The 19,758-nt window shown below is 36.2% G+C and carries 20 protein-coding genes; 5 read left to right on the top strand and 15 right to left on the bottom strand.

All coding sequences use genetic code 11. The annotated features are described in order from the left end of the window. Window positions 1-11 precede the first annotated feature (11 nt). The 5 genes from IGM09_RS07735 to IGM09_RS07755 form a co-directional block, all read right to left on the bottom strand. Window positions 12-698 (bottom strand): Bax inhibitor-1/YccA family protein, encoded by a 687-nt coding sequence (locus IGM09_RS07735; RefSeq protein WP_002357165.1) that lies wholly within the window; start codon window positions 696-698, stop codon window positions 12-14. After that, window positions 691-1,176, bottom strand: a complete 486-nt coding sequence (locus tag IGM09_RS07740) for a MaoC/PaaZ C-terminal domain-containing protein (RefSeq protein WP_002357164.1) — start codon at window positions 1,174-1,176, stop codon at window positions 691-693. Before IGM09_RS07740 ends, IGM09_RS07735 begins: the two co-directional genes overlap by 8 nt. 196 nt (window positions 1,177-1,372) lie before the next feature. Continuing rightward, window positions 1,373-2,710, bottom strand: a complete 1,338-nt coding sequence (murC, locus tag IGM09_RS07745) for a UDP-N-acetylmuramate--L-alanine ligase (protein ID WP_002357163.1) — start codon at window positions 2,708-2,710, stop codon at window positions 1,373-1,375. Between the two features lie 154 nt (window positions 2,711-2,864). After that, entirely contained in the window at window positions 2,865-3,818 is a 954-nt protein-coding gene (locus tag IGM09_RS07750) for a hypothetical protein (RefSeq protein WP_050588846.1), read from the bottom strand. A 116-nt stretch (window positions 3,819-3,934) separates the two neighbouring features. Continuing rightward, window positions 3,935-4,894, bottom strand: coding sequence for an aromatic acid exporter family protein (locus tag IGM09_RS07755; RefSeq protein WP_002360063.1), 960 nt, complete (start codon window positions 4,892-4,894; stop codon window positions 3,935-3,937). A 102-nt stretch (window positions 4,895-4,996) separates the two neighbouring features. On the opposite strand from IGM09_RS07755, the gene IGM09_RS07760 reads away from it, so the two are divergent. Next, on the top strand, window positions 4,997-5,608 hold the full coding sequence (locus IGM09_RS07760) for an FUSC family protein (RefSeq protein WP_002374566.1): 612 nt from the start codon (window positions 4,997-4,999) through the stop codon (window positions 5,606-5,608). A 40-nt stretch (window positions 5,609-5,648) separates the two neighbouring features. Here IGM09_RS07760 and IGM09_RS07765 read toward each other — a convergent pair whose 3' ends face one another. Together IGM09_RS07765 and yidD are read right to left on the bottom strand one after the other, a co-directional pair. Further along, a complete protein-coding gene (locus tag IGM09_RS07765) occupies window positions 5,649-6,530 on the bottom strand; it encodes an ROK family protein (protein ID WP_002365792.1) in 882 nt (293 codons plus the stop codon). Between the two features lie 2 nt (window positions 6,531-6,532). Beyond that, entirely contained in the window at window positions 6,533-6,835 is a 303-nt protein-coding gene (yidD, locus tag IGM09_RS07770; protein ID WP_002357157.1) for a membrane protein insertion efficiency factor YidD, read from the bottom strand. Between the two features lie 177 nt (window positions 6,836-7,012). Here yidD and IGM09_RS07775 point away from each other — a divergent pair, with 177 nt between their 5' ends. Further along, the gene (locus IGM09_RS07775) at window positions 7,013-7,165 is read left to right on the top strand and encodes an SPJ_0845 family protein (protein WP_002357156.1); all 153 of its coding nucleotides are present in this window, start codon (window positions 7,013-7,015) and stop codon (window positions 7,163-7,165) included. Between the two features lie 16 nt (window positions 7,166-7,181). On the opposite strand, the gene yihA is transcribed toward IGM09_RS07775, so the two are convergent. Together yihA and clpX are read right to left on the bottom strand one after the other, a co-directional pair. Beyond that, a complete protein-coding gene (gene yihA / locus IGM09_RS07780) occupies window positions 7,182-7,763 on the bottom strand; it encodes a ribosome biogenesis GTP-binding protein YihA/YsxC (RefSeq protein WP_002357155.1) in 582 nt (193 codons plus the stop codon). Between the two features lie 97 nt (window positions 7,764-7,860). After that, window positions 7,861-9,114 (bottom strand): ATP-dependent Clp protease ATP-binding subunit ClpX, encoded by a 1,254-nt coding sequence (clpX, locus tag IGM09_RS07785; protein WP_002357154.1) that lies wholly within the window; start codon window positions 9,112-9,114, stop codon window positions 7,861-7,863. A gap of 191 nt (window positions 9,115-9,305) precedes the next feature. On the opposite strand from clpX, the gene IGM09_RS07790 reads away from it, so the two are divergent. Next, window positions 9,306-10,334: a lactonase family protein gene (locus tag IGM09_RS07790; RefSeq protein WP_002357153.1), complete on the top strand. Its 1,029-nt coding sequence runs from the start codon at window positions 9,306-9,308 to the stop codon at window positions 10,332-10,334. 215 nt (window positions 10,335-10,549) lie between these two features. Here IGM09_RS07790 and IGM09_RS07795 read toward each other — a convergent pair whose 3' ends face one another. Genes IGM09_RS07795 through rihC form a run of 3 tightly spaced genes read right to left on the bottom strand, consistent with a single transcriptional unit; the run spans window position 10,550 to window position 13,393 of the window. After that, complete coding sequence (locus tag IGM09_RS07795) at window positions 10,550-11,038, bottom strand: GNAT family N-acetyltransferase (RefSeq protein ID WP_010816607.1); 489 nt, start codon at window positions 11,036-11,038, stop codon at window positions 10,550-10,552. Between the two features lie 11 nt (window positions 11,039-11,049). Further along, window positions 11,050-12,423, bottom strand: coding sequence for a C4-dicarboxylate transporter DcuC (dcuC, locus tag IGM09_RS07800; protein WP_002360057.1), 1,374 nt, complete (start codon window positions 12,421-12,423; stop codon window positions 11,050-11,052). Between the two features lie 16 nt (window positions 12,424-12,439). After that, entirely contained in the window at window positions 12,440-13,393 is a 954-nt protein-coding gene (gene rihC, locus IGM09_RS07805; protein ID WP_002383111.1) for a ribonucleoside hydrolase RihC, read from the bottom strand. A gap of 146 nt (window positions 13,394-13,539) precedes the next feature. On the opposite strand from rihC, the gene IGM09_RS07810 reads away from it, so the two are divergent. Continuing rightward, entirely contained in the window at window positions 13,540-15,453 is a 1,914-nt protein-coding gene (locus IGM09_RS07810) for a PfkB family carbohydrate kinase (protein ID WP_033625029.1), read from the top strand. Between the two features lie 118 nt (window positions 15,454-15,571). Then, the gene (locus tag IGM09_RS07815) at window positions 15,572-17,080 is read left to right on the top strand and encodes a helix-turn-helix domain-containing protein (RefSeq protein ID WP_010775941.1); all 1,509 of its coding nucleotides are present in this window, start codon (window positions 15,572-15,574) and stop codon (window positions 17,078-17,080) included. Window positions 17,081-17,382: 302 nt separating this feature from the next. Here the strand turns inward: IGM09_RS07815 and IGM09_RS07820 are convergent, their stop codons facing one another. From IGM09_RS07820 to IGM09_RS07830, 3 genes are all read right to left on the bottom strand, one after another. Further along, the gene (locus tag IGM09_RS07820) at window positions 17,383-18,228 is read right to left on the bottom strand and encodes a hypothetical protein (protein ID WP_002365799.1); all 846 of its coding nucleotides are present in this window, start codon (window positions 18,226-18,228) and stop codon (window positions 17,383-17,385) included. Next, window positions 18,221-18,748, bottom strand: coding sequence for a 5-bromo-4-chloroindolyl phosphate hydrolysis family protein (locus IGM09_RS07825; protein WP_016616926.1), 528 nt, complete (start codon window positions 18,746-18,748; stop codon window positions 18,221-18,223). The genes IGM09_RS07820 and IGM09_RS07825 overlap by 8 nt, the downstream gene beginning before the upstream one ends. A gap of 286 nt (window positions 18,749-19,034) precedes the next feature. Further along, window positions 19,035-19,754: an MIP/aquaporin family protein gene (locus IGM09_RS07830; protein ID WP_010713294.1), complete on the bottom strand. Its 720-nt coding sequence runs from the start codon at window positions 19,752-19,754 to the stop codon at window positions 19,035-19,037. Window positions 19,755-19,758 lie beyond the last annotated feature (4 nt).

Consider the following 19,758-nt stretch of genomic DNA (forward strand, 5'->3'; position numbering starts at 1 on the left):
TTACGTTCATGTTAGTTGTTTTTACCAAAAATTCTTAAGAAAGCTAAGAATAAGTTGATGAAGTCAAGGTATAATTGTAATGCGAAGAAAACGGCCATCCCAGTACCTGCTTGATCACCTGTTTGCGCATAGACTTGGCGTATACGTTGGTTATCATAAGCAGTAATCCCTGAGAAAATTAGGACCATTAAAATGGAAATAAAGAATTCTACAGCATTACTGTGTAAAAGGAACATATTTAGCAACATCGCAATGATGATTCCGATTAAGGCACTATAAGCGGCATGACCAACTGCTGATAGGTCTTTCTTCGTAAAGACACCTACTAATGACATCGCGCCAAAGGTAGCTGCTGCACTTAAAAATGCGCCGGCCACTGTTCCACCAGTATACATTAATAACGTCACGGATAAAGTGACACCATTTAATAATGCATACGCAACAAATCCTGCAATCGCAATGGTTGGATTCTTCTGTGCTTTTGCGCCTAGATATAAAACTAAGCCAATTTCAACAAGCCAAATCATCCAAAAAGCTAAGCTTGATTGGAATAAAGTAGCTAGAACGGGTAAAAAGACAGTTGTCATTGCATAAGCCATGATTGCGCTAATACCAATTCCTAACGCTAAAAATCCGTAAATTTTGGCATAAAATTTATTCAAACCTGTGCCAGTTTGGATATACTCTTGATTATTCATAAGTTAAAGTCCCTTCTTTCTCTGTTAGTTCATCAATCGTCACTTGGGGTGGTTGAACCATCACCACTGCATCTAACACGCGATTTTCTTGCTCATTAACAGCCTCAACTGAAATGGTAATCACATCTTTCATTTTGTCGACTTTGATTACTTCTAATTGGAAAGTCAATGTTTCGTAATGAAAAACGGGTTCCACAAAGTTCACAGAGAAATTCACAACATGGGAACCTGGTCCTGGCAAATGTTTAGAAATCGCACTAGTGATAATTCCCATCAGCATAATTGATGGTACGATTGGTTTTTCATATTCTGTTTTTTGGGCATAATCATGTTGGATATATAAAGGATTCGCATCATTGGTCAAGCCCAAGTAAAGTAATAAGTCCTTGTCTTCAATTGACTCTGTCAAGGACAACGAATCTCCCTCTTCGATATCTTCGATGGTTTTGCCTAATTTTCTCGGTTTTCCGATATTCAAATTAGTACACCTCCGTTATTGATAAGATAATTGTACCAAAATGTACTTAAAAGGCAAGTTAAAAAGTAGTCTTTAAAGGATGTTTAAACAAAACCAACTTATCTACCATGCTAGATTTTAAAAACAAACAACGGAACAGGAGCAGCTTCTTATTTTTTGAAGCCAGATACCCCTGTCCCGATTTTGTTTCTTTTTATTATAAAACGTTTCTAGTTGTGTTACTTAGTAATGTTTCGTAAGCTTGTTCAAATTTCTGAACATCGCCAGCGCCCATAAAGACAACCACTGCATTTTCAAAATCTAGTAAAGGCGACACATTATCTTCGGTAATTACTTGTCCACCTTTTTGAATTTTTTCACCTAAATCTTCAATGCGTACCTCGCCTTGTGTTTCACGCGCAGAGCCAAAAATATTACATAAGAATACTTCATCTGCTAAATCCAGTGCTTCAGCAAATTCATCCATTAAGGCAATTGTTCGTGTAAATGTATGTGGCTGGAAGACAGCAATAATTTCTTTGTCAGGATATTTTTGACGAGCGCCATCAATCGTTGCTTTAATTTCAGCTGGATGGTGCGCATAATCATCAACAATAATCATGTCACTGACTTTTTTCTCGCTAAAACGACGTTTCACACCTTTAAAACTTAGCATTTCTTCTGCGACTTTTTGCATATCAAGTTTTTCAAAATAAGCCACAGCAATCACACCTAGCGCATTCATGATATTGTGATGGCCAAATGCTGGTAAGACAAAATGACCTACAAAATCATCCTTGTGATAAACATCAAAAGATGAGCCTTCCGTTGTTCGTTGAATATTTCGGGCTTGGATATCATCCTCTTCACTGACGCCATAATAATAAACTGGCACTTCTGATTCTAACTGACGAAGATACTTATCATCACCATAAGCAAAAATTCCTTTTTTGACTTGATGAGCCATTGTTTGGAACGCTGAAAAAACGTCCTCAATGCTCTTGTAGTAATCTGGATGATCAAAATCGATATTCGTCATAATCGCATAATCTGGTGAATAGGCCAAGAAATGACGGCGATACTCACACGCTTCAAATGCAAAGAAATCAGCATCTGGTTCGCCGTGGCCAGTGCCATCACCTATTAAATAACTAGTTGGATTGATACCACTTAATACATGTGCTAGCAAACCAGTCGTACTTGTTTTCCCATGTGACCCTGTTACAGCAATGCTTGTATAGGGTTCGATAAAACGAGCAATGAAATCGTGGTAACGAATTACTTCTGCGCCTAATTCGATGGCGCGGGCGATTTCCTCATGGGTATCTGGAAAAGCATTTCCAGCAATAACAATCATGTCTTTATCAATATTATCTGCATTAAATGGTAAAATAGGGACACCTGATTTTTCAAGATCCCGTTGTGTAAAGAAATACTCTTCTACGTCTGATCCTTGAACGTTGTAGCCTTTTTGGTGTAAGACCAACGCTAATGAGCTCATGCCAGAACCTTTAATTCCGACAAAATGGTATAATTTGTTCTCTTGATTTCCCATTATAATCCTCTTCTCTGTCACTATATAAAACATACCTTTTTTAAAAAAAATTCAATCATACGAAATTCATTATCGTATAAAACAAAAAAATAATCAACTATTAAAACAGAATAAAAAACTTACATGTTTCAAATCCACATGCAAGTTTCATCTCTTAACTAAAATATTTACTGTTTTCTAATACAGAACTTGAATCTTCTAGCATCCCACTTAATGGTTTATCCAAGATGCCCTTTTTCTTCTCTTCTGTCACAGGTGCTTCCGGCTCCACTTGAGCATTCGCTTTAGCTAATTTTTTCCCATAAGCAGTTTGACTTTTAGCATTTTTCTTTGCGGCATTCAAACGGGAACGCGAACGTAAATCTAACGCATCTTCGCCAAAACGTTCTAAGTCTGGTTTGATTTGTTGATATTGTCGTCTAGTTAAAGGAATCTCAGGTTCTGAGGTTGGAATATTAAATTTCCGCACCGTTGGATCTTCTTCCGTATCTTTCACTTGAAAAGCCGTTGGTTCATCATCAAGAATCACATATGAACGACGATCTTTTTTCATTGCTTTTAGCAACTCTTCTTCAGTAAAACTAGGTTCCTGTTCCTCAGGAATCACAGAAGCCGGGATATATTTAGGAACAAAATAAGAAGGTGTCGTTTTCTGCACTAATGGTGATGCGACAGGTCTACTTGGTTTCGCTACGACTTCTTTTTTTTTATACGTTTGTGTCCAGCCATTTCCTTTTGGCGTCCCAAAAAGGCTATTATTTTTTTTCGTTGCTTGTTTATTTTTCGTTGCTTTACTAGCATGTTTTGTGTAGTCTGGCAAATTAGAACGATGACGTGCTAATTGCTCTTGTTGTGCTGCCGTTAATTGTTGTGTTTGTTTATTTGTAGTTGATTGATTCGTTGTTGGTTGTTGGACGGATGGTGTGCTTTGTCTAGTATCTTCGGCAGATGTTGCAGTTCTTCTGCTACCAGACATTGCTTTACCAATCAGATCATCTTGAAATAAGTTACGTTCATTATCTGTTGGTAATTTTACGCCCTGTTCATCATCATACGCTGGAAAACGGAAATGTTTTCTCTTCACTTGAGCATTATCCATTGCGGTCATTCCTTTTATTTTTCTTTCTCATTAGTTTAACACATTCTCAATGAATACTAAAGAACTTGCCTGAATTTTTAAGAGAACAAAAAAGAAACCTCCGTTTAAAAAGGTTTCTTTTTTGTTTATTTATCTAGTTGTAATTTGGCAAAGTCCGCTTTGACTTGAATGAATGACTGAAACAATTGTAAAAACTGAAAGAGCCGCGCCCGATTTTCAAATTCACTTCTTGTTTGCGGCAATGGTTTTGTGCGATAGGTTTCATAAACGGTCTTAATTCGATTCATAATTTCTTGTCCATCATTATTCTCTGCAAATGTTTCTGCCGTATATTCCAATAATTGTTGAATATAGCGAACTTGTTGCGCATCAACAGTAATATCTTCTAATAATTCCAACATGTTTTTTAGAATATTACTTTGCATTTTTCTCATCGCAAAGTACTCTAAATAGTACGTATTGGTAGACAGCAATTGATTCTCGGCATGATTTTTGGCCCACGTCTCGCCTGTGCGAATAAAGGTTTTTAAATCTGCACAATGCATGACCAAATTTCGCTCTCCTGCAGCGTTGTTTAAATGTAGCGCCATTTCCCTTAAAATTTTACGAAACATTGTTTCAATGACTTCTTGGTCTTCTCTTAAACGTTTTTCTGTATCAGGCATATAAGAATTAGCTAATAACGCTAGTCCCACACCAATACTCATTAATAAAAATTCATTTCCAATAATCGCCCAAGAAAGATTTTTTTCGACTAAATAATGAGTTACCAAAACGGAACTCACAACAATACCATCAGATAATTGAAAATACACAGCTGCTGGAATAAATAATAACAAAAAAATACCAAAAGCAATCGCTGTAAAACCTAAAAAAGTAAAACAAATATACGCTAAAATAGTTGCTAAAGCTAAGGATAACAAACGATAAATTCCTGTCATGACAGATGTTTTTTTCGTGCTAGTAACACTTAAAACTGAAATAATCCCTGCCGAAGGGGCATAAAGTAATCCCAGTTTTTCCGCAATAATCATTGCTAATGCAGCGCTAATGGCTGTCTTGACTGTTCGTAAACCAATTTTCATGCATACTCCCCTTAAAAAATAATAATTCTTCACTTTTCTCTAGTAATTTTACCTCTATTTCGGTTATCATTAAAGAGAAAAGTTATTTAGGAGCGAATATTTATGATAGTGGGTCGATTTCGTTTAGGCATGCGAACGTTAAAAACAGCAATTGCTGTCATGCTGTGTATTCTTTTATTTCAATTTTTCCATCGTGGCTCACCTATGATTGCCTGTTTAGCAGCTGTTTTTTCGCTAAGACAAGATTTAAATACCAGTTTGTCTTTTGGAAAATCGCGCATTATTGGAAACACATTGGGTGGCTTTTTAGCTTTGCTTTATGTATTAGCACAAGATTATTTTCCTAATCAACACTTAGTAGAATTACTGCTACTACCACTTTTAGTCATTATCGTCATCGTTGTTTCTGATGGGATTAATAACAATGCTGGGATCATTTCTGCAACTGCGACACTTTTAATGATTTCTTTAAGTATTCCGCAAAGCGATTCCTTTCAATATGCAATGGAACGTGTGTTGGATACATTCATTGGGACCTTTATAGCGATTGGTTTAAACGTCTTTTTACAACCTAAGCCAGCAGAAGAAGCCCATGAAATTTCTGAAGATTTAGCTGAATTAGAAAAGAAAGAAAAAGAACTAGAAACTTTACGCCAACAAGTTCAAGCGCGGATTGCTGCAGAAGAAAATACTGATGACAAGGCAAATAAATAAAGAAACAGCCGATTGAAGAGAATAACAATCGGCTGTTTCTTTATAGTTCCCAATTCGTTTTTGCTTGAAAGTTGGCGGCTGCGCCAATCAAGTTGGCATCATTTTGATAATGGCAGGTCACGATTTCTGGAACAAAATCTTTTAATTCAAAGGTTTGTAAATGCGTTAGCATCCGGCGATTAATCTCTGCTAATAAGCCTTCTTTAGCAGAAACACCGCCTCCAAGTACAATCATTTCAGGATCATAAGAAAACTGTAAGCCGAATAATCCTTGTGTTAAATAATCATAAAAATTATTGACTTCTTCGCGAGCAACCTCATCCCCTCGTTGTGCCAGTTCAAAAACTTCTTCTCCTGTCACCGCCTGTTTTTCGACTCCAATTCGTTCACAATAGCGCTGAGCCATCTTGACAGCTGTGCCAATTTCACTGAATGTTTGGCCATTACTTAAAAAGTTCAGTCCAAACTCGCCTCCATATAAATGAGCGCCTTTGTACAATTCACCATTGCGAAAAATCGCTCCGCCAATTCCTGTCCCAATAACGACAAAAAGCACTTCTTTTTTTCCTTTCGCCGCGCCTTCATATATCTCAGCTAAACCAGCACAATTCGCATCATTTTCGATAGTCACTGGTAAGCCAAACAACGCTTCTAATTCTTCATAAATGTTAAAATGATGAATATATGGAATGGCGGAAATCCCTAAAATCTGTTGACTTTTTTCGTCAACTACTCCAGGTGAACTAAAAGCAACACCACTAATCGACTCATTTCTTTTGTCTGCATAAACCGAATATAAATGCGCTTTCATTTCTTCCCAAGAGCCAGGTGTTGGAAAGCTCCCTTGATTTGTTAATTCTTTGCCTGTCCAAACGCCGTATTTCACGGAAGAACCGCCAAGATCAAATGCTAAAATTGCCATATTTATCCATCCTTTTCTACTTCTGTTTTCTTATTTCTTCGATACGTATACGGTCCATGATAGGTCTCATCAGGATTTTTCGTCAAGCGAAATTTCAACGGAACATAGTCAATGCCGCCTTTAACAAAAGGATGACATCGTAAAATCCGTGCTACCCCCATCGTTGTTCCTTTGACACTTCCATGTGTATGAATTGCATCAATCATATATTGTGAACACGTTGGGTAATAGCGACAACGTGCAGGCAATCCTGGAGAAATAAATCGTTGATAAAAACGAACACCGCCGATTAACGGATTTTTCATAAAGTGCCTTCTTTCTAACTAATTCTTACTAAAGAATAGCTTGTTTTTTCATGTTTGGCAAGTCTTAGTTACGAGAAATTACACCAGGTGCACCTATGACGAATTCTTACATTTCTGTTGCTATCCAAATGAAAAAAAACGTGCTACACTATAAAAAAAGGAATGGAGGCTTAGTAAATGGGATTAAAATTTGAACGTTCCAATGACTTAGATAAACTCTTCGATTCTTTCGCCGTTGATCCATTAAAGAAAGAAGTACCTCTTGAAGAACTGGCAAAACAACGACAAGAAGTAAAAAAAGAAGAAGCAAAAAAACAAGCAAAAGAGTAATTTTGCTTGTTTTTTTCTATAGAAATTTTTCAATTGCTGTCCAAGCTGCTTCTTTTCCTTCTTTTGTTTCAGAAGAGAAAATAATAAAGTCATCTTGTTTATCAAAATTCAAGGCTTTTTTGATGACACTCTCGTGTTTGTTCCATTTGCCCCGCGGAATTTTGTCTGCCTTAGTTGCCACAATAATAACTGGCAAATCATAGTATTTCAAAAATTCATACATTTGGATATCATCTTGGGTCGGCGGATGACGTAAATCAATTAAAGAAACGACTGCACGTAACTGCTCACGTTGCGTGATATACGTTTCAATCATTTTTCCCCACTTCGCACGTTCTGTTTTAGAAACTTTGGCATAACCATAGCCAGGAACATCCACAAAGTGTAAGGCATCCTCAATTAAATAAAAGTTTAGCGTTTGCGTTTTACCAGGTTTACCTGAAGTTCTTGCTAAATTTTTACGATTAATCAAGGTATTAATAAAAGATGATTTCCCAACGTTCGAACGTCCAGCTAAAGCAATCTCCGGTAACTGAGATTCAGGATATTGTTTAGGGGATACCGCACTAATCACGATTTCTGCATTATGTACGTTCATTGTTTTCCTCCGTTCTTCTGTTCAGTCTTTCATTCAAAAGCTTAACAAAAACAGCTCTTTCGGAGATCCGCCGAAAGAGCTGTTTTCAGCTTCAATCTTATACAGCTTCTTTATCTTTTTTGTTATAAATAATTGTTGGTTTACCGGTACCTTCAGCGGCCATTTTAGTAATGATAACTTTTTCAATGCTTTCATCTGAAGGAACATCAAACATTACGTCCATCATAATTTCTTCAATGATTGAACGAAGTCCCCGTGCGCCAGTATTACGTTCAATGGCTTTGGCTGCGATGGCTTTTAATGCTTCTGGTTCAAATTCTAATTTAGTGTCATCAAGAGACAATAATTTTTGATATTGTTTCACCAAGGCATTCTTCGGTTCTGTTAAAATTCGAACCAAATCATCATTCGTTAATTTATCAAGCGCAGCCATTACAGGTAAGCGTCCAATAAATTCTGGAATTAAACCAAATTTCAATAAATCTTCTGGAATAATATGTTGCATGATGCTTTCTTCTTCATTTAAAGCAGAATTAGTTTTACCAAAACCAATAGTTTTTTCGCCTAAGCGGTTTTTAACAATGGTTTCAATTCCATCAAATGCTCCACCAACGATGAAGAGAACATTCGTTGTGTCAATTTGGATAAATTCTTGATGTGGATGTTTGCGGCCCCCTTGTGGTGGTACACTTGCAACTGTTCCTTCAAGAATTTTTAGTAAGGCTTGTTGAACACCCTCACCTGAAACATCTCGAGTAATCGAAACATTTTCACTCTTACGGGCAATTTTATCAATCTCATCAATATAGATAATGCCCTTTTCCGCGCGTTCAACATTATAGTCAGCAGATTGTAGTAATTTTAAAAGGATGTTTTCAACATCTTCCCCTACATAACCTGCTTCTGTTAAACTGGTCGCATCAGCGATTGCAAAAGGTACATTTAATGTTTTTGCTAACGTTTGAGCCAAGAAAGTTTTACCTGAACCTGTTGGTCCAATTAAACAAATGTTACTTTTTTGCAATTCAACGTCATCTTGAGTTGCAGCTGTTTCTGATTGATTTACACGTTTATAGTGATTGTAAACAGCAACAGAAAGTGTGCGTTTTGCACGTTCTTGTCCAATAACATATTCATTTAAAACATTTAAAATTTCTTGGGGTTTTGGCACATCCGTTAATTCTCGGACTGCTTCATCATAAAATTCTTCATCAATAATCTCTTTACATAGATCAATACATTCATTACAAATATAGACACCCGGACCAGCAACAATTTTTTTTACTTCTTCTTGTGTTTTCCCACAAAATGAACAACGAACGGTCCCGTTATTATCCGTATTGTCGTACATGTTCGTCACCCCTCTAAAAATCAAAAAATGACTGTCATCACAGTCTCTCATCATAATAGCACAAACCACTTTAAAATGCGAACATCTCAGATAGAAAGTTTTATTGTTCTTAGACTTCTTATGGTATACTACATTATATAAAAGCACTTTCATAAAAAGTGATTGTGTTGAAACAAATTGGAGGAATTGTGATGTTAGAACAAATTTTACTAGGTACCTATACTCGAAGAGCCAGCCAAGGCATTTATAAAATTGCATTAGATACGACACAAGGTCGTTTAACAGAAGCGACACTTTTGTTAGAAGAAACGAGTCCTACCTATCTTGCTCTGAGTCAAAAGGGCGAACTTTTTAGCGTCACTAGTGTTGACGGTGAAGGTGGCACTGCCGCTTATCAACCAGAAATGGACCATTTTAACTTATTGAATAAAGTAACTGAGGAAGGTGCGCCGCCATGTTATGTAGCTGTTGACGAAAACCGACAACTTGTCTATGCAGCAAATTATCACCAAGGTATCGTTCACGTGTATCGTATCTTAGAAGATGGTTCTTTGGAAGATGCTGACAAAGTGATTCATACAGAGCCAACTGGTCCTCATGAAAACCAAAACAATGCCCATGTTCATTACACAGATTTGACGCCTGATCAACGCTTAGTCGTCTGTGATCTAGGAACCGATCGTGTGTATACGTATAATGTTAGCTTAGATGGAAAGCTTTCTGAAATCGCTCAATTCGTGACTGAGCCAGGGACTGGTCCACGTCATTTAGTGTTCCACCCAACAAAATCATTGGCTTATTTATTTGGTGAATTAGATAGCACTGTTTCAGTTCTTTCATATGATGAAACAGATGGTTCTTTCACTGAATTACAAAAAGTTTCTACTTTACCTGCTGATTATGATGCGTTTAATGGTGGGGCTGCGATTCGTATTTCTTCTGATGGCCGTTTCCTTTATGCTTCAAACCGTGGCCATAACTCAATTGCTGTCTATGCTGTTTCAGAAAACGGCGAAGCGATTGAACGAATTCAATTAATTTCAACAGAAGGCGATATTCCGAGAGATTTTGATTTAGATCCTTCTGAAGATTTCATCGTTGTCGCTAATCAAGACTCTGATAACTTAACACTTTATCGTCGGAACCAAGAAACAGGCTTATTAGAAATGATTCAAAAAGATGTTGCCGTTCCCGAATGTGTTTGTGTTTTATTTGTATAATTAAGTTGACTATTTCCTTGGAAAATAACAGGAGGTCGGGACAGAAGCGTTTAACTCCGAGAAATAAGAAGGAATTTCCGAAAATTGTTCTTTAATTTTTGGAGAATTTCGGCTTATTTCCGAAGGAGTTGCTTTTGTTCCCGCCGTTTATCAGTTTTTGAGCGTGGAGCAAAAATCCAAAGTGATTTTTGTCCCACGCTCCCTGTTTTCTTATTTTAAACGATGGATTGCTTCTCTAATTCTTTAACGTATAGATAAAAAGAGCCAAAGTCTAAGCGATTCATTTGTAAAGATTCATGAATTTTTGTGAACCCTTTACTTTCGAAAAATCGAATCATTCTATAGTTAGTATGATTAGTTTGAGCATACATTTTACGTCTTCCTTCCCAGACTGCCCGTTTCTCCAATTCATGGAACAATAAACTGCCATAACCCTTGGCAATATAATTAGGCGAAGTTGCAAAGCGCTTTAGCCAAACAAAGTCTTGTTCCTGCTCCATACAGAACGTTGCCATTGAAAAAATCATTTCTTCGTGCACTAACAAATACAATCGTTTTTTTGTAATGTCTTCTTGGATATCTCCTTGAGAAGGATAGTCCTTTGTCCACTGTGTAATGCCCACAACGTCCATGTATGCCTTTACTTCTGTTAAAAATTGAAGAATCATCGGTAACTCTTTCTCATCAGCCACTCTAATTTTCATTGTTTATTCTCTTAATAAGGTAACAATAGAATCGACAAGACAATCACACTAATAATGCCAATGATGGTCGGTACACTCGTCCGTTTTAAAATTCTGATGGGACTAACTCCTACTGTTGATGCGACAATCATGACAACTGCTGCTACAGGAGAAATCGTTCTAGTTAAATTCGCGATCATCTGCATTGGCAAGGAAATTAAAATACCATCAATCCCAGCTTTTTCGGCAATCCCAGGGATTAGTTCGATAACCGCATAAAACATTGCCAGTCCACCACCGCTTAAAATTCCAAAAAGGGTCGTTGCACCGCTGAAAATTAAGGTCGTAACGATTCCTGCTGAACTTGACGCTTCGACAGATGCCATAATACTATCAATAATTCCTAACGTTTGAATCGCAGACGTGAACAATGAACCGCCTACGACAAGCATCACGACTTGACTAAACCCTTGCCCCATTCCTTTAAACATCTCGACAGCCGTATCTTGAACCTTTTTAAAAGATTTCAAGCGAAGCGTCTCAACCAATACCGCAATGAAGAAAGAAATAAATGTAAGAACAAAAATATCCATCGTTATTCCTTTAATAAACATTCCTGCGATTCCCACTCCAACAATTAATAATAGCGGTAATATTGGCAATATTGCATAAAATTTAGGAACATCAAATTCTTTTTGTTTGCTTAAGCCCTCTTCATTTAATGAAACATAGGCAGCCTCACCTTCTTTTTTATCGCAGTATTTTTGCCAGAAGTACTGTGCAACCGCAATGATTAATAACGATGGCAGCGAAATTTTGGCATTCCATACAACATAATTTAACACATCATAACCAAGGGTATTTGCGGCGATTACGTTATCCGCGCCTAAAGGTGTTGGCATGATAGTTGCCGTCATTGCAATCACACCTGCAGCAGTTAATGATGAAATCCCCATGCTGGCTAGCATCGGATATAATATAGACATTAAAATAATCGCTAAACTTGATGCACTAGGAACTACTAGTGACATTAAATTTCCAATCAAAAAGACCACAGGGACAAATAACGATTTACGTTTAATCTTCATTAATGGTTTCACCAAAAAGTTGACAGCCATCTGATTGGCCCCGATTGCATTCATATAGCCTGAATAACCAAAAAGAATCATAATTACAATTCCTGCTGAACTCACTTGTGCAATAATTGTATCTTTAAACTTCAAGAAAATATCAAATAATCCAAAACCGGTTCCTTCTCCTGCAGGATAAATGGGATGTCCTAACATCCATGCACATGCAAGTAGAACAAGCGCACCAATAATTAAACTGAGTGCGGGATGATAATTTTTTACAATCAAATAGGCTACAACAACTAAAACGACCAATACCAATAAACTTTCAATCATACTTATCCTCCTTCAGTTAATTAACCGCTTTCATTTTTTCAACAACCCATTTTTGAAAAGCTTCAACGTTTACATCTATACAGGCAACGGCATTCGTGTTTTTATGATACTTCATTTTTAAATCCGCAACAGTAGCTCCCGCAGCTGGACCTTCCAAAGCAACTTCAATGAACGTTTCAGTTGTCTCAAATAATTCTGGTGAAGTTAAATAGGCAATCGCACAGACATCATGCATTTTCAAACCTGTAGTTAAACTGCCGCCTCTATAATGACGGAAAAGACCATAAAACATTTCCCCAACTCTACCAAGCGCTCTGATGGCTGTTACTTCATGATTCGTTAACACAGCTTGACTTGTAACATCTAATCCTACCATTGTTAGCGGGACACCTGATTGGAAAACAATTTGTGCAGCGTGTGGATCGACATACGTATTAAATTCGGCACTTGTATTTGTATTTCCCCTTGCTAATGAGCCACCCATCATGACGATTTCTGCAATATTTTCTTTGACTTCTGGATAGAGGGTCAGTAACAAAGCAATATTCGTTAATGCAGCAATTGGAACAATGGTCAAAGGAACATCACTAGACAAAATTTCTTTTCGCATAGCTTCCACTGCATGAATATCTAAACACGTAGAGATAGGTTGCGGAAACTCAAAGCCATCCATGCCAGTCTCCCCATGAATCTCAGCAGAATCTTCCAATTGAATAAGTAACGGACAATTACACCCCTTGGCTACAGGAACCTTTTTCCCAAAAAAATCGACAAGTTTCAAGGCATTATTTGTTGTTTTTTCTACATCTACATTCCCTGCAACCGTCGTTATTAAGCGAACTTCTAGGTTAGGATGATTCAGTGCAATCGCTAAAGCTACAGCATCATCAATTCCTGGGTCCGTATCAATAATGATCGGTCTTTTCTTTGTATCCATTTTTCTTCCTCCATTCACATTTAGGAAAAACATTTCCGGAAACGTTTTCTTAACTTGAGATTAACAGCGCTTTCATTAAAAGTCAAGCAGAATTTCTAAATAATAAATAATTAGGCTTTTTCTTGACTTTCTGCTTTTAGAATGCTTACTATAAAAAAGAGTTCAGTGAAAGGACGAAAATGATGAATATTAAAGATATTGCAAAATTAGCTGGCGTTTCCGCTTCAACTGTATCCAAAATTATAAATAATAAAGATCAAACTATTAGTAAAGAAACCCGTGAGCGTGTCTTAAAAATCGTTCGAGATTACAACTACACACCTTACTCAGCAAATCTCGTCACAAATAGTACTACAAAAACCTTCGTGTTATTATTAAATAGCCATGAAACTTTTGAGGCTTGGGTTACGAGCTTTATTGATAAAGCTCAAGAAAATGGCTATAGCTGCTTGATTTTAAATAGTCACGGTAGTTTAGAACAAGAACTGAAAAATATTACCTCGCCAACTTTAAAACAAGCCAGCGGCATTATTTGGGACCCAATCAATGAAAACAGTAAACAATACGCGAAATTTATAGAAGAATTAACGATTCCTTACTATTTCGTCAATCACTCAACTAACGAATTGCCTTCTCTAGCGAGGCTTTATGAAGAAGCTAGTTATGTTTTAACCCGAGAATTATTACAGAATAACCATAAAAAAATTAGTTATTTCGTCACTAACCAAAAATATAAAGAAGCAATTATTGCAGGCTATAAAAAAGCCTTGTTTGATGTCAATTTACCCTTTAGTAAAGAAAATATTTTAACTACTATCCCTGCTGATTTCAGTAATCAGCTTATCACAGATGGGATTACGGGTATCCTTACCGATGACTATACCCAGGCTGTTTTTTTGGAACAGCTTTTAAAGCAGAGCGGTTTGCGAACCCCCGATAATTACTCTTTACTCGCAATTAAGCGAAAAATTGATCGTTCATTTTTACCTGATCATATTTCTTCCGTCTTATTAGATACAGAGACGTTTGGTAGCCAGTTAGCCTTATTATTGCTTAACAAACGCAAAGAAAAAACAGCCTTGATTAATGACGCTGAAAAATTGGTGCTAGATCACAAAAATACATTAGGCATGTCTAGTGTTAATCCACATAGCAAAATGATTGTAGTAGGTAGTTTAAACGTTGATAATTATCTGTATTCAACAAATTTACCACATAACGGCAAAACAAATTTTTTGTCTAGCTATGCTAAATTCCCCGGCGGAAAAGGATTAAATCAAGCTGTTGGCTTAACCAAACTGGGCCATCAAGCCACCTTAATTGGTTGTTTAGGCTCAGACACAGATGCGAATTACTTATATAAAGAATTAGAAAAATACCACGTTACGACAGATGGTATCACACGTATTCAAGATACTGAGACTGGTCAAGCATATATTTATGTTGAGACAAGCGGCGACTCCATGATTTCAATCTTACCTGGTGCAAACACAGCGCTTACGCCTAAAAAAATCGCACAGCAAAAACACCTATTTATGGATGCCAGTTTTTGTCTCATTCAAACAGAAATTCCTTTGTCTGCTGTAGAGAAAGCTTGTGAAATTGCCCAACATTCAGGCGTACCGATTATTTTAAAACCAGCTGCTATTCATCATATTCCAGTGAATATACTAGAAAAGGTTGATTTTTTCATTCCCAATGAAGATGAATTATTGGAACTTCAACCAGATACTGGTACATTAGAAGAGAAAGCGGCGTACTTCTTAGAAATGGGCGTAAAAAATGTCATTGTTACTTTAGGAAAAAAAGGCGTGTTATTAAAAACACCCCAAGTGTGCCACTATTTCCCTGCAACAGAAAATATAGCTGTGGATAGTACTGGTGCCAGTGACAGCTTTATCAGCGCGCTCGCCTCCTATCTTTCGAAAGGTTATCCGACTGAAGCAGCCATTCAGATAGCAATTCAGGCTGCAGGATTTTCAGTTTCTAAAGAAGGGGTGATTGATTCTTTAGTTGATCACGTCACTTTGGAAAATTATTTGATAAAAAAAGAACCCGCTCTTTTTGCTCATCGTAACACCTGTGTCGACTGACACAGGTGTTTTCCTGCTGAATATCTTGTTATTTTCTCATAAACCAATGAGAATTGTTCTTTTTTATTACAATTTATTAGGCGAACTATTATAATAAAAGAGAAGTTATTACTAAGGAGTGAGTCTCATCAAAACACAAGATGCCATAAAAACATTTTTACTTTCAAAGAAAACACAAAAAAAATTGGCTGTCTTTTTATACTTAGCAAAACAAACGAACCTTGATTTATCTAGTGTTGCCCGAAAATTCGATCTTTCTACTAAAAATTTATCAATTTATCTTCGTGAAATTCAAGAAGACTTAGCAACCCTTCCTGAAAATACCTTAGAGATTCAGATCCATCACGGAAAAATTTCATTACATACGACTTCCAATGATTTTCTTTTCCACTATTTTTTATTATTTAATTATTACTGTGTCCATTCTACTGACTTCATTCTTTTTCAAGCAATTATCAAAAAAGAAAACAATTCTGTCTGGAAAGTGAGTCAAGAAACTAATTTTAGCTCATCTTACATTTACAAACGGTTAAATAACATTAATAAACTATTTGGTTTGTATGGAATTTCCGTCCATTTTTCCCCCTCAGCGAGTAAAGTGATTACAGGTTCTGAATTTCAAGTCCTATATGCTTTTCTTGATGTCTACTGGACCATCTTTTTAAATACCTTAGCCTTACCACGTTATACCTCTACTTATTTTGAAGATATACTGACGCAACATATTAAACCAGAAATTCTTGAACGCTTGGAACACGCTTCTCTACTAAAACTAAATTTACTTTTACACATCGCAAAATATCGCTTTCCATATACTTGTGAAGATGATCTCCAAAAAGAATTTGAAGAACATCCTTATTTAAGGCTTTTCTCAGACTCAAAACAAACTATTTTTTGTTCCCAATCAAATTTTTCAGAAGATCAACAGCGGGTTGTAGATATCATTGCACCCATTGCCATTGATAATTTTGATTCAGCAAAACGAGCCAAAGATTTACTGGCTGCTCTAAATGAAATTTCTTGCCCAGAATATTTCTACGTTGATTCTTTATTAACCAATTTTTGCGAAGTTTTTCAAATTCCAAAAATGCGTGAATTTGATCGTCATTACTTCTTACTTATTTTATTTAAAAATATTATCTATAACCAATTATTTATTTCACAGCAACCAAATACCGCAATTCTAGATTTTTTAGTCAATAAAAATAGTACTTATCAAAAAGATTTACAGAAAAAAATTTATGCTTTTTATCAAAACTTTTCAGCGCATTCCCCTTATCAGTTAAGATTTAAGGATCAGGAGAACCCAATTTGGACATGTGAATTGTTGTTACGAATTTATAAGCACTATAGTCCCCGCAAAAAAATTAAAATTGGTGTTGCATATTCTCGCGATTTTTACATTGCTAGCTTTATTATGATGAAAATCAAGCAAGCATTTAGTGAGGATATTATTTTTGAACGAACCGATTTTTCTAGTTGTGATATTGTGATTACTGACTATCCCTTATTTGATTTACCAAAAGAAATTGACCGAATTTACATTTTAGAAGAAGAATTAACCCGAGAAGATTGGGAACTAATTTTCAGTAAAATAAGTATCGCCATTTTTGATTTGCAATATTAAAACAAACATCAAGCGCCAACCTGTCTCACCAGCCATAATGAAAACAAGCGACCTACAAACCACTTCTGCCAGTTTTAGTCTGACAGAAAATAGTTTGTAGGTCGCTTGTATATTGCTGTTCTTTTCTATGTTACCTTCAAAGACAATCTAGTAACGTACTTCAGTCCTTAAAGTGCTACGGTTCCACTGCTGATCAGTTTTTAAGCCTGAGACAAAAATCCAAAGTGTTTTTTGTCTCAGGCTCTTACATTTTTTCAACAAAGATGTTACTAGGCGCTACTTGAAGCTGAAAACTAGTTTCTCTATCGAGATTCCTCATCAGTAGACTCAAATTTAAAACTTTTTTCTATAAAAGCGACTTCTTTTGCGTATGTTTTTACAAAAGAAGAATAGTCTTTGGGATCTTTGACCTTTTCCAATTGGTCAACAGAGACTTCTAATTCAAATCCCGTCCCATCTTTAAAGAGATAATATTTTGAGATGTCTGTATATCCTTGATTCCGTTTTAAAATATAGCCGGTTTGTACATCAGCAATTTTATCAATTGGGTATGCTTTGATAAACTCTTTACTTGTATCCAAATAATCAGAAAGACTGTTGACAAGATTGCCAGAAAGGTACATACCTGCCGATGTATAATAGTCTCTTTTTTCATAAAAACTGATATTGCCTAGATATTTTGTATCTGGATACTCCTCTGTAGAAGGTAAAATTAAAAAGTTCTTTCCGCCACTGGTTTCAATATCGGCATCGCCGATAATTTCTATTTGGTAGCCTTGATTAAATAAAAGTTTATTTTGTTCTATTGTGACTTTTAGTGGTTTTTCTAAATCAACAGGTCCAGTTGTGGTAAGTCCAGCTTCTTTTAAAGGATAAACATCTTCTGATGAAGCGGAGTAATCCCAATAATCATCTTTCTCCGCAAGATCAATATATACTATAAAGCCAATTGCTACAGCAATGCCTATCCAAATAATTTTTTTGTTCTTTTTTTGTTTTTTCTTTTTTTTCGTCTGTGGTTTTACCACTTTTTTATTGGGGTTAGGAAGTTGCTTTACTGTGTCTGTTCTTGTGACAGGAAAAAACGACCATTTTGGCTTTTGAAAAAGTGCATCATATGTATCATAAAAATTCTTTTGTTTAGCCATTTTTTCTCTCCACTAATTTTTTTGATAAGGAAATTTCCTCAGATGCTTCGGAGACTAATCTTTCATAATCATCTGTGATACTTTCCGACAACACTCGTATGGTACTTAAGATACCATTAGTTGCAAGTGTTATTTCTTCTGTTGACAATTTATCTTCTTTAATGCTTAAAAACCGTTCTGATGCTCGTAAAATCTCTGGTACCTTATGATATAAAAAATCACTAAAATGAGTAATTGCTTCAGGATACTTCACTAAGTGTTTAAAGATGCCTTTAGCGGAAGCAACACCCAGTTCTACTTGTTCAATTTTTTTTAAATTTCGTGACTTATTCGTTAGTTCGTTTAAATAAATAATTTGTTTTTTTAATTCGTCCATAATTCTTTGGTACATCTCTAGGTCACTGTCCGTTAGATGGTGCGTCGTTTGATATTTTTTTAGATTTTTTTTATAACGGAAATACATACGACCATTTCTATAAATAACCCAACCAATGTACCCAGTCCCCACTAACAAAACCATTATCCCTTTCAAATCATTTACTCCTTTTTAAATTAGTATATATTACTGAATAACACACTGTCCAGCTTAAAATTGACAAATAAGTATGAAGTGTTACTCCCCCAATTACTTGTGCACTTTTATTGTATCATATAGAAAAATTGTTCTGTTCCGCATTTGGACAAATTGTCTAAATGTCTAAGGAAATCTTTTTTGGTTTAATATGTAGCAAAAAACACTTGCAAGAATTGATTACTTCTCACAAGCGTTTTTTATTGTCTAAAACAACTATTTACATTTCATTTTATTAAATAGTGAATAAATAAATTACTGCAGCTAATGAAGCACCTAAGATAGGTCCCAAAATTGGCACCCAAGAATAAGCCCAATCAGAATCACCTTTTGTTTTCACAGGAATAATTTGGTGCGCTAAACGAGGTCCTAAATCACGTGCAGGGTTAATTGCATAACCTGTAGGTCCGCCTAATGATAGACCTAGTCCTAAGACCAAAATCCCAACAAGCATTGGGTTAATGCCAGCCGCTAAGTCGTTTTGAGAAAAGGCTAGTAAGCCAAAAACCAAGACAAATGTGCCGATAATTTCTGTTAAAACATTGGCTGGATAGTTACGGACAGCTGGACCAGTGGCGAAGGTTCCTAAAATAGCACCTTTGTCTTCTGTAATGTTCCAATGGGGTAAATAAGCTAACCAGACAACTAAACCACCAATAAAACCGCCTAGGACTTGAGCTACGATATAAGGTAAAACCATGCCCCATTCAAAGTTTCCAGTAATTGCCATCGCAACTGTTACAGCAGGATTTAAATGCGCTGGACTCATATACCCAGACATGTAAACAGCTAATGTAACAGCAGCGCCCCAACCTAAAGCAATAACGACCCAACCAGAAGCAAAGGCTTTGCTTTTCTTCAAGTTAACTGCGGCACAGACGCCATCCCCTAGTAAAACTAAAATCATCGTTCCGAAAAATTCACCGAATAATTGTGTCATCATCGAAGTTCCCATTTTT

Source organism: Enterococcus sp. DIV0167 (genome assembly GCF_050541555.1).
In the GTDB taxonomy this organism is placed as follows: Bacteria; Bacillota; Bacilli; order Lactobacillales; family Enterococcaceae; genus Enterococcus; species Enterococcus faecalis.

Coding starts and splice junctions, on each gene's coding strand:
- IGM09_RS07735 (WP_002357165.1), bottom strand. CDS start 698: ATGAATAATCAAGAGTATATCCAAACTGGCACAGGTTTGAATAAATTT.
- murC (WP_002357163.1), bottom strand. CDS start 2,710: ATGGGAAATCAAGAGAACAAATTATACCATTTTGTCGGAATTAAAGGT.
- IGM09_RS07750 (WP_050588846.1), bottom strand. CDS start 3,818: ATGACCGCAATGGATAATGCTCAAGTGAAGAGAAAACATTTCCGTTTT.
- IGM09_RS07755 (WP_002360063.1), bottom strand. CDS start 4,894: ATGAAAATTGGTTTACGAACAGTCAAGACAGCCATTAGCGCTGCATTA.
- IGM09_RS07760 (WP_002374566.1), top strand. CDS start 4,997: ATGATAGTGGGTCGATTTCGTTTAGGCATGCGAACGTTAAAAACAGCA.
- IGM09_RS07765 (WP_002365792.1), bottom strand. CDS start 6,530: ATGGCAATTTTAGCATTTGATCTTGGCGGTTCTTCCGTGAAATACGGC.
- yidD (WP_002357157.1), bottom strand. CDS start 6,835: ATGAAAAATCCGTTAATCGGCGGTGTTCGTTTTTATCAACGATTTATT.
- IGM09_RS07775 (WP_002357156.1), top strand. CDS start 7,013: ATGGGATTAAAATTTGAACGTTCCAATGACTTAGATAAACTCTTCGAT.
- yihA (WP_002357155.1), bottom strand. CDS start 7,763: ATGAACGTACATAATGCAGAAATCGTGATTAGTGCGGTATCCCCTAAA.
- clpX (WP_002357154.1), bottom strand. CDS start 9,114: ATGTACGACAATACGGATAATAACGGGACCGTTCGTTGTTCATTTTGT.
- IGM09_RS07790 (WP_002357153.1), top strand. CDS start 9,306: ATGTTAGAACAAATTTTACTAGGTACCTATACTCGAAGAGCCAGCCAA.
- IGM09_RS07795 (WP_010816607.1), bottom strand. CDS start 11,038: ATGAAAATTAGAGTGGCTGATGAGAAAGAGTTACCGATGATTCTTCAA.
- dcuC (WP_002360057.1), bottom strand. CDS start 12,423: ATGATTGAAAGTTTATTGGTATTGGTCGTTTTAGTTGTTGTAGCCTAT.
- rihC (WP_002383111.1), bottom strand. CDS start 13,393: ATGTTTTTCCTAAATGTGAATGGAGGAAGAAAAATGGATACAAAGAAA.
- IGM09_RS07810 (WP_033625029.1), top strand. CDS start 13,540: ATGATGAATATTAAAGATATTGCAAAATTAGCTGGCGTTTCCGCTTCA.
- IGM09_RS07820 (WP_002365799.1), bottom strand. CDS start 18,228: ATGGCTAAACAAAAGAATTTTTATGATACATATGATGCACTTTTTCAA.
- IGM09_RS07825 (WP_016616926.1), bottom strand. CDS start 18,748: ATGGTTTTGTTAGTGGGGACTGGGTACATTGGTTGGGTTATTTATAGA.
- IGM09_RS07830 (WP_010713294.1), bottom strand. CDS start 19,754: ATGGGAACTTCGATGATGACACAATTATTCGGTGAATTTTTCGGAACG.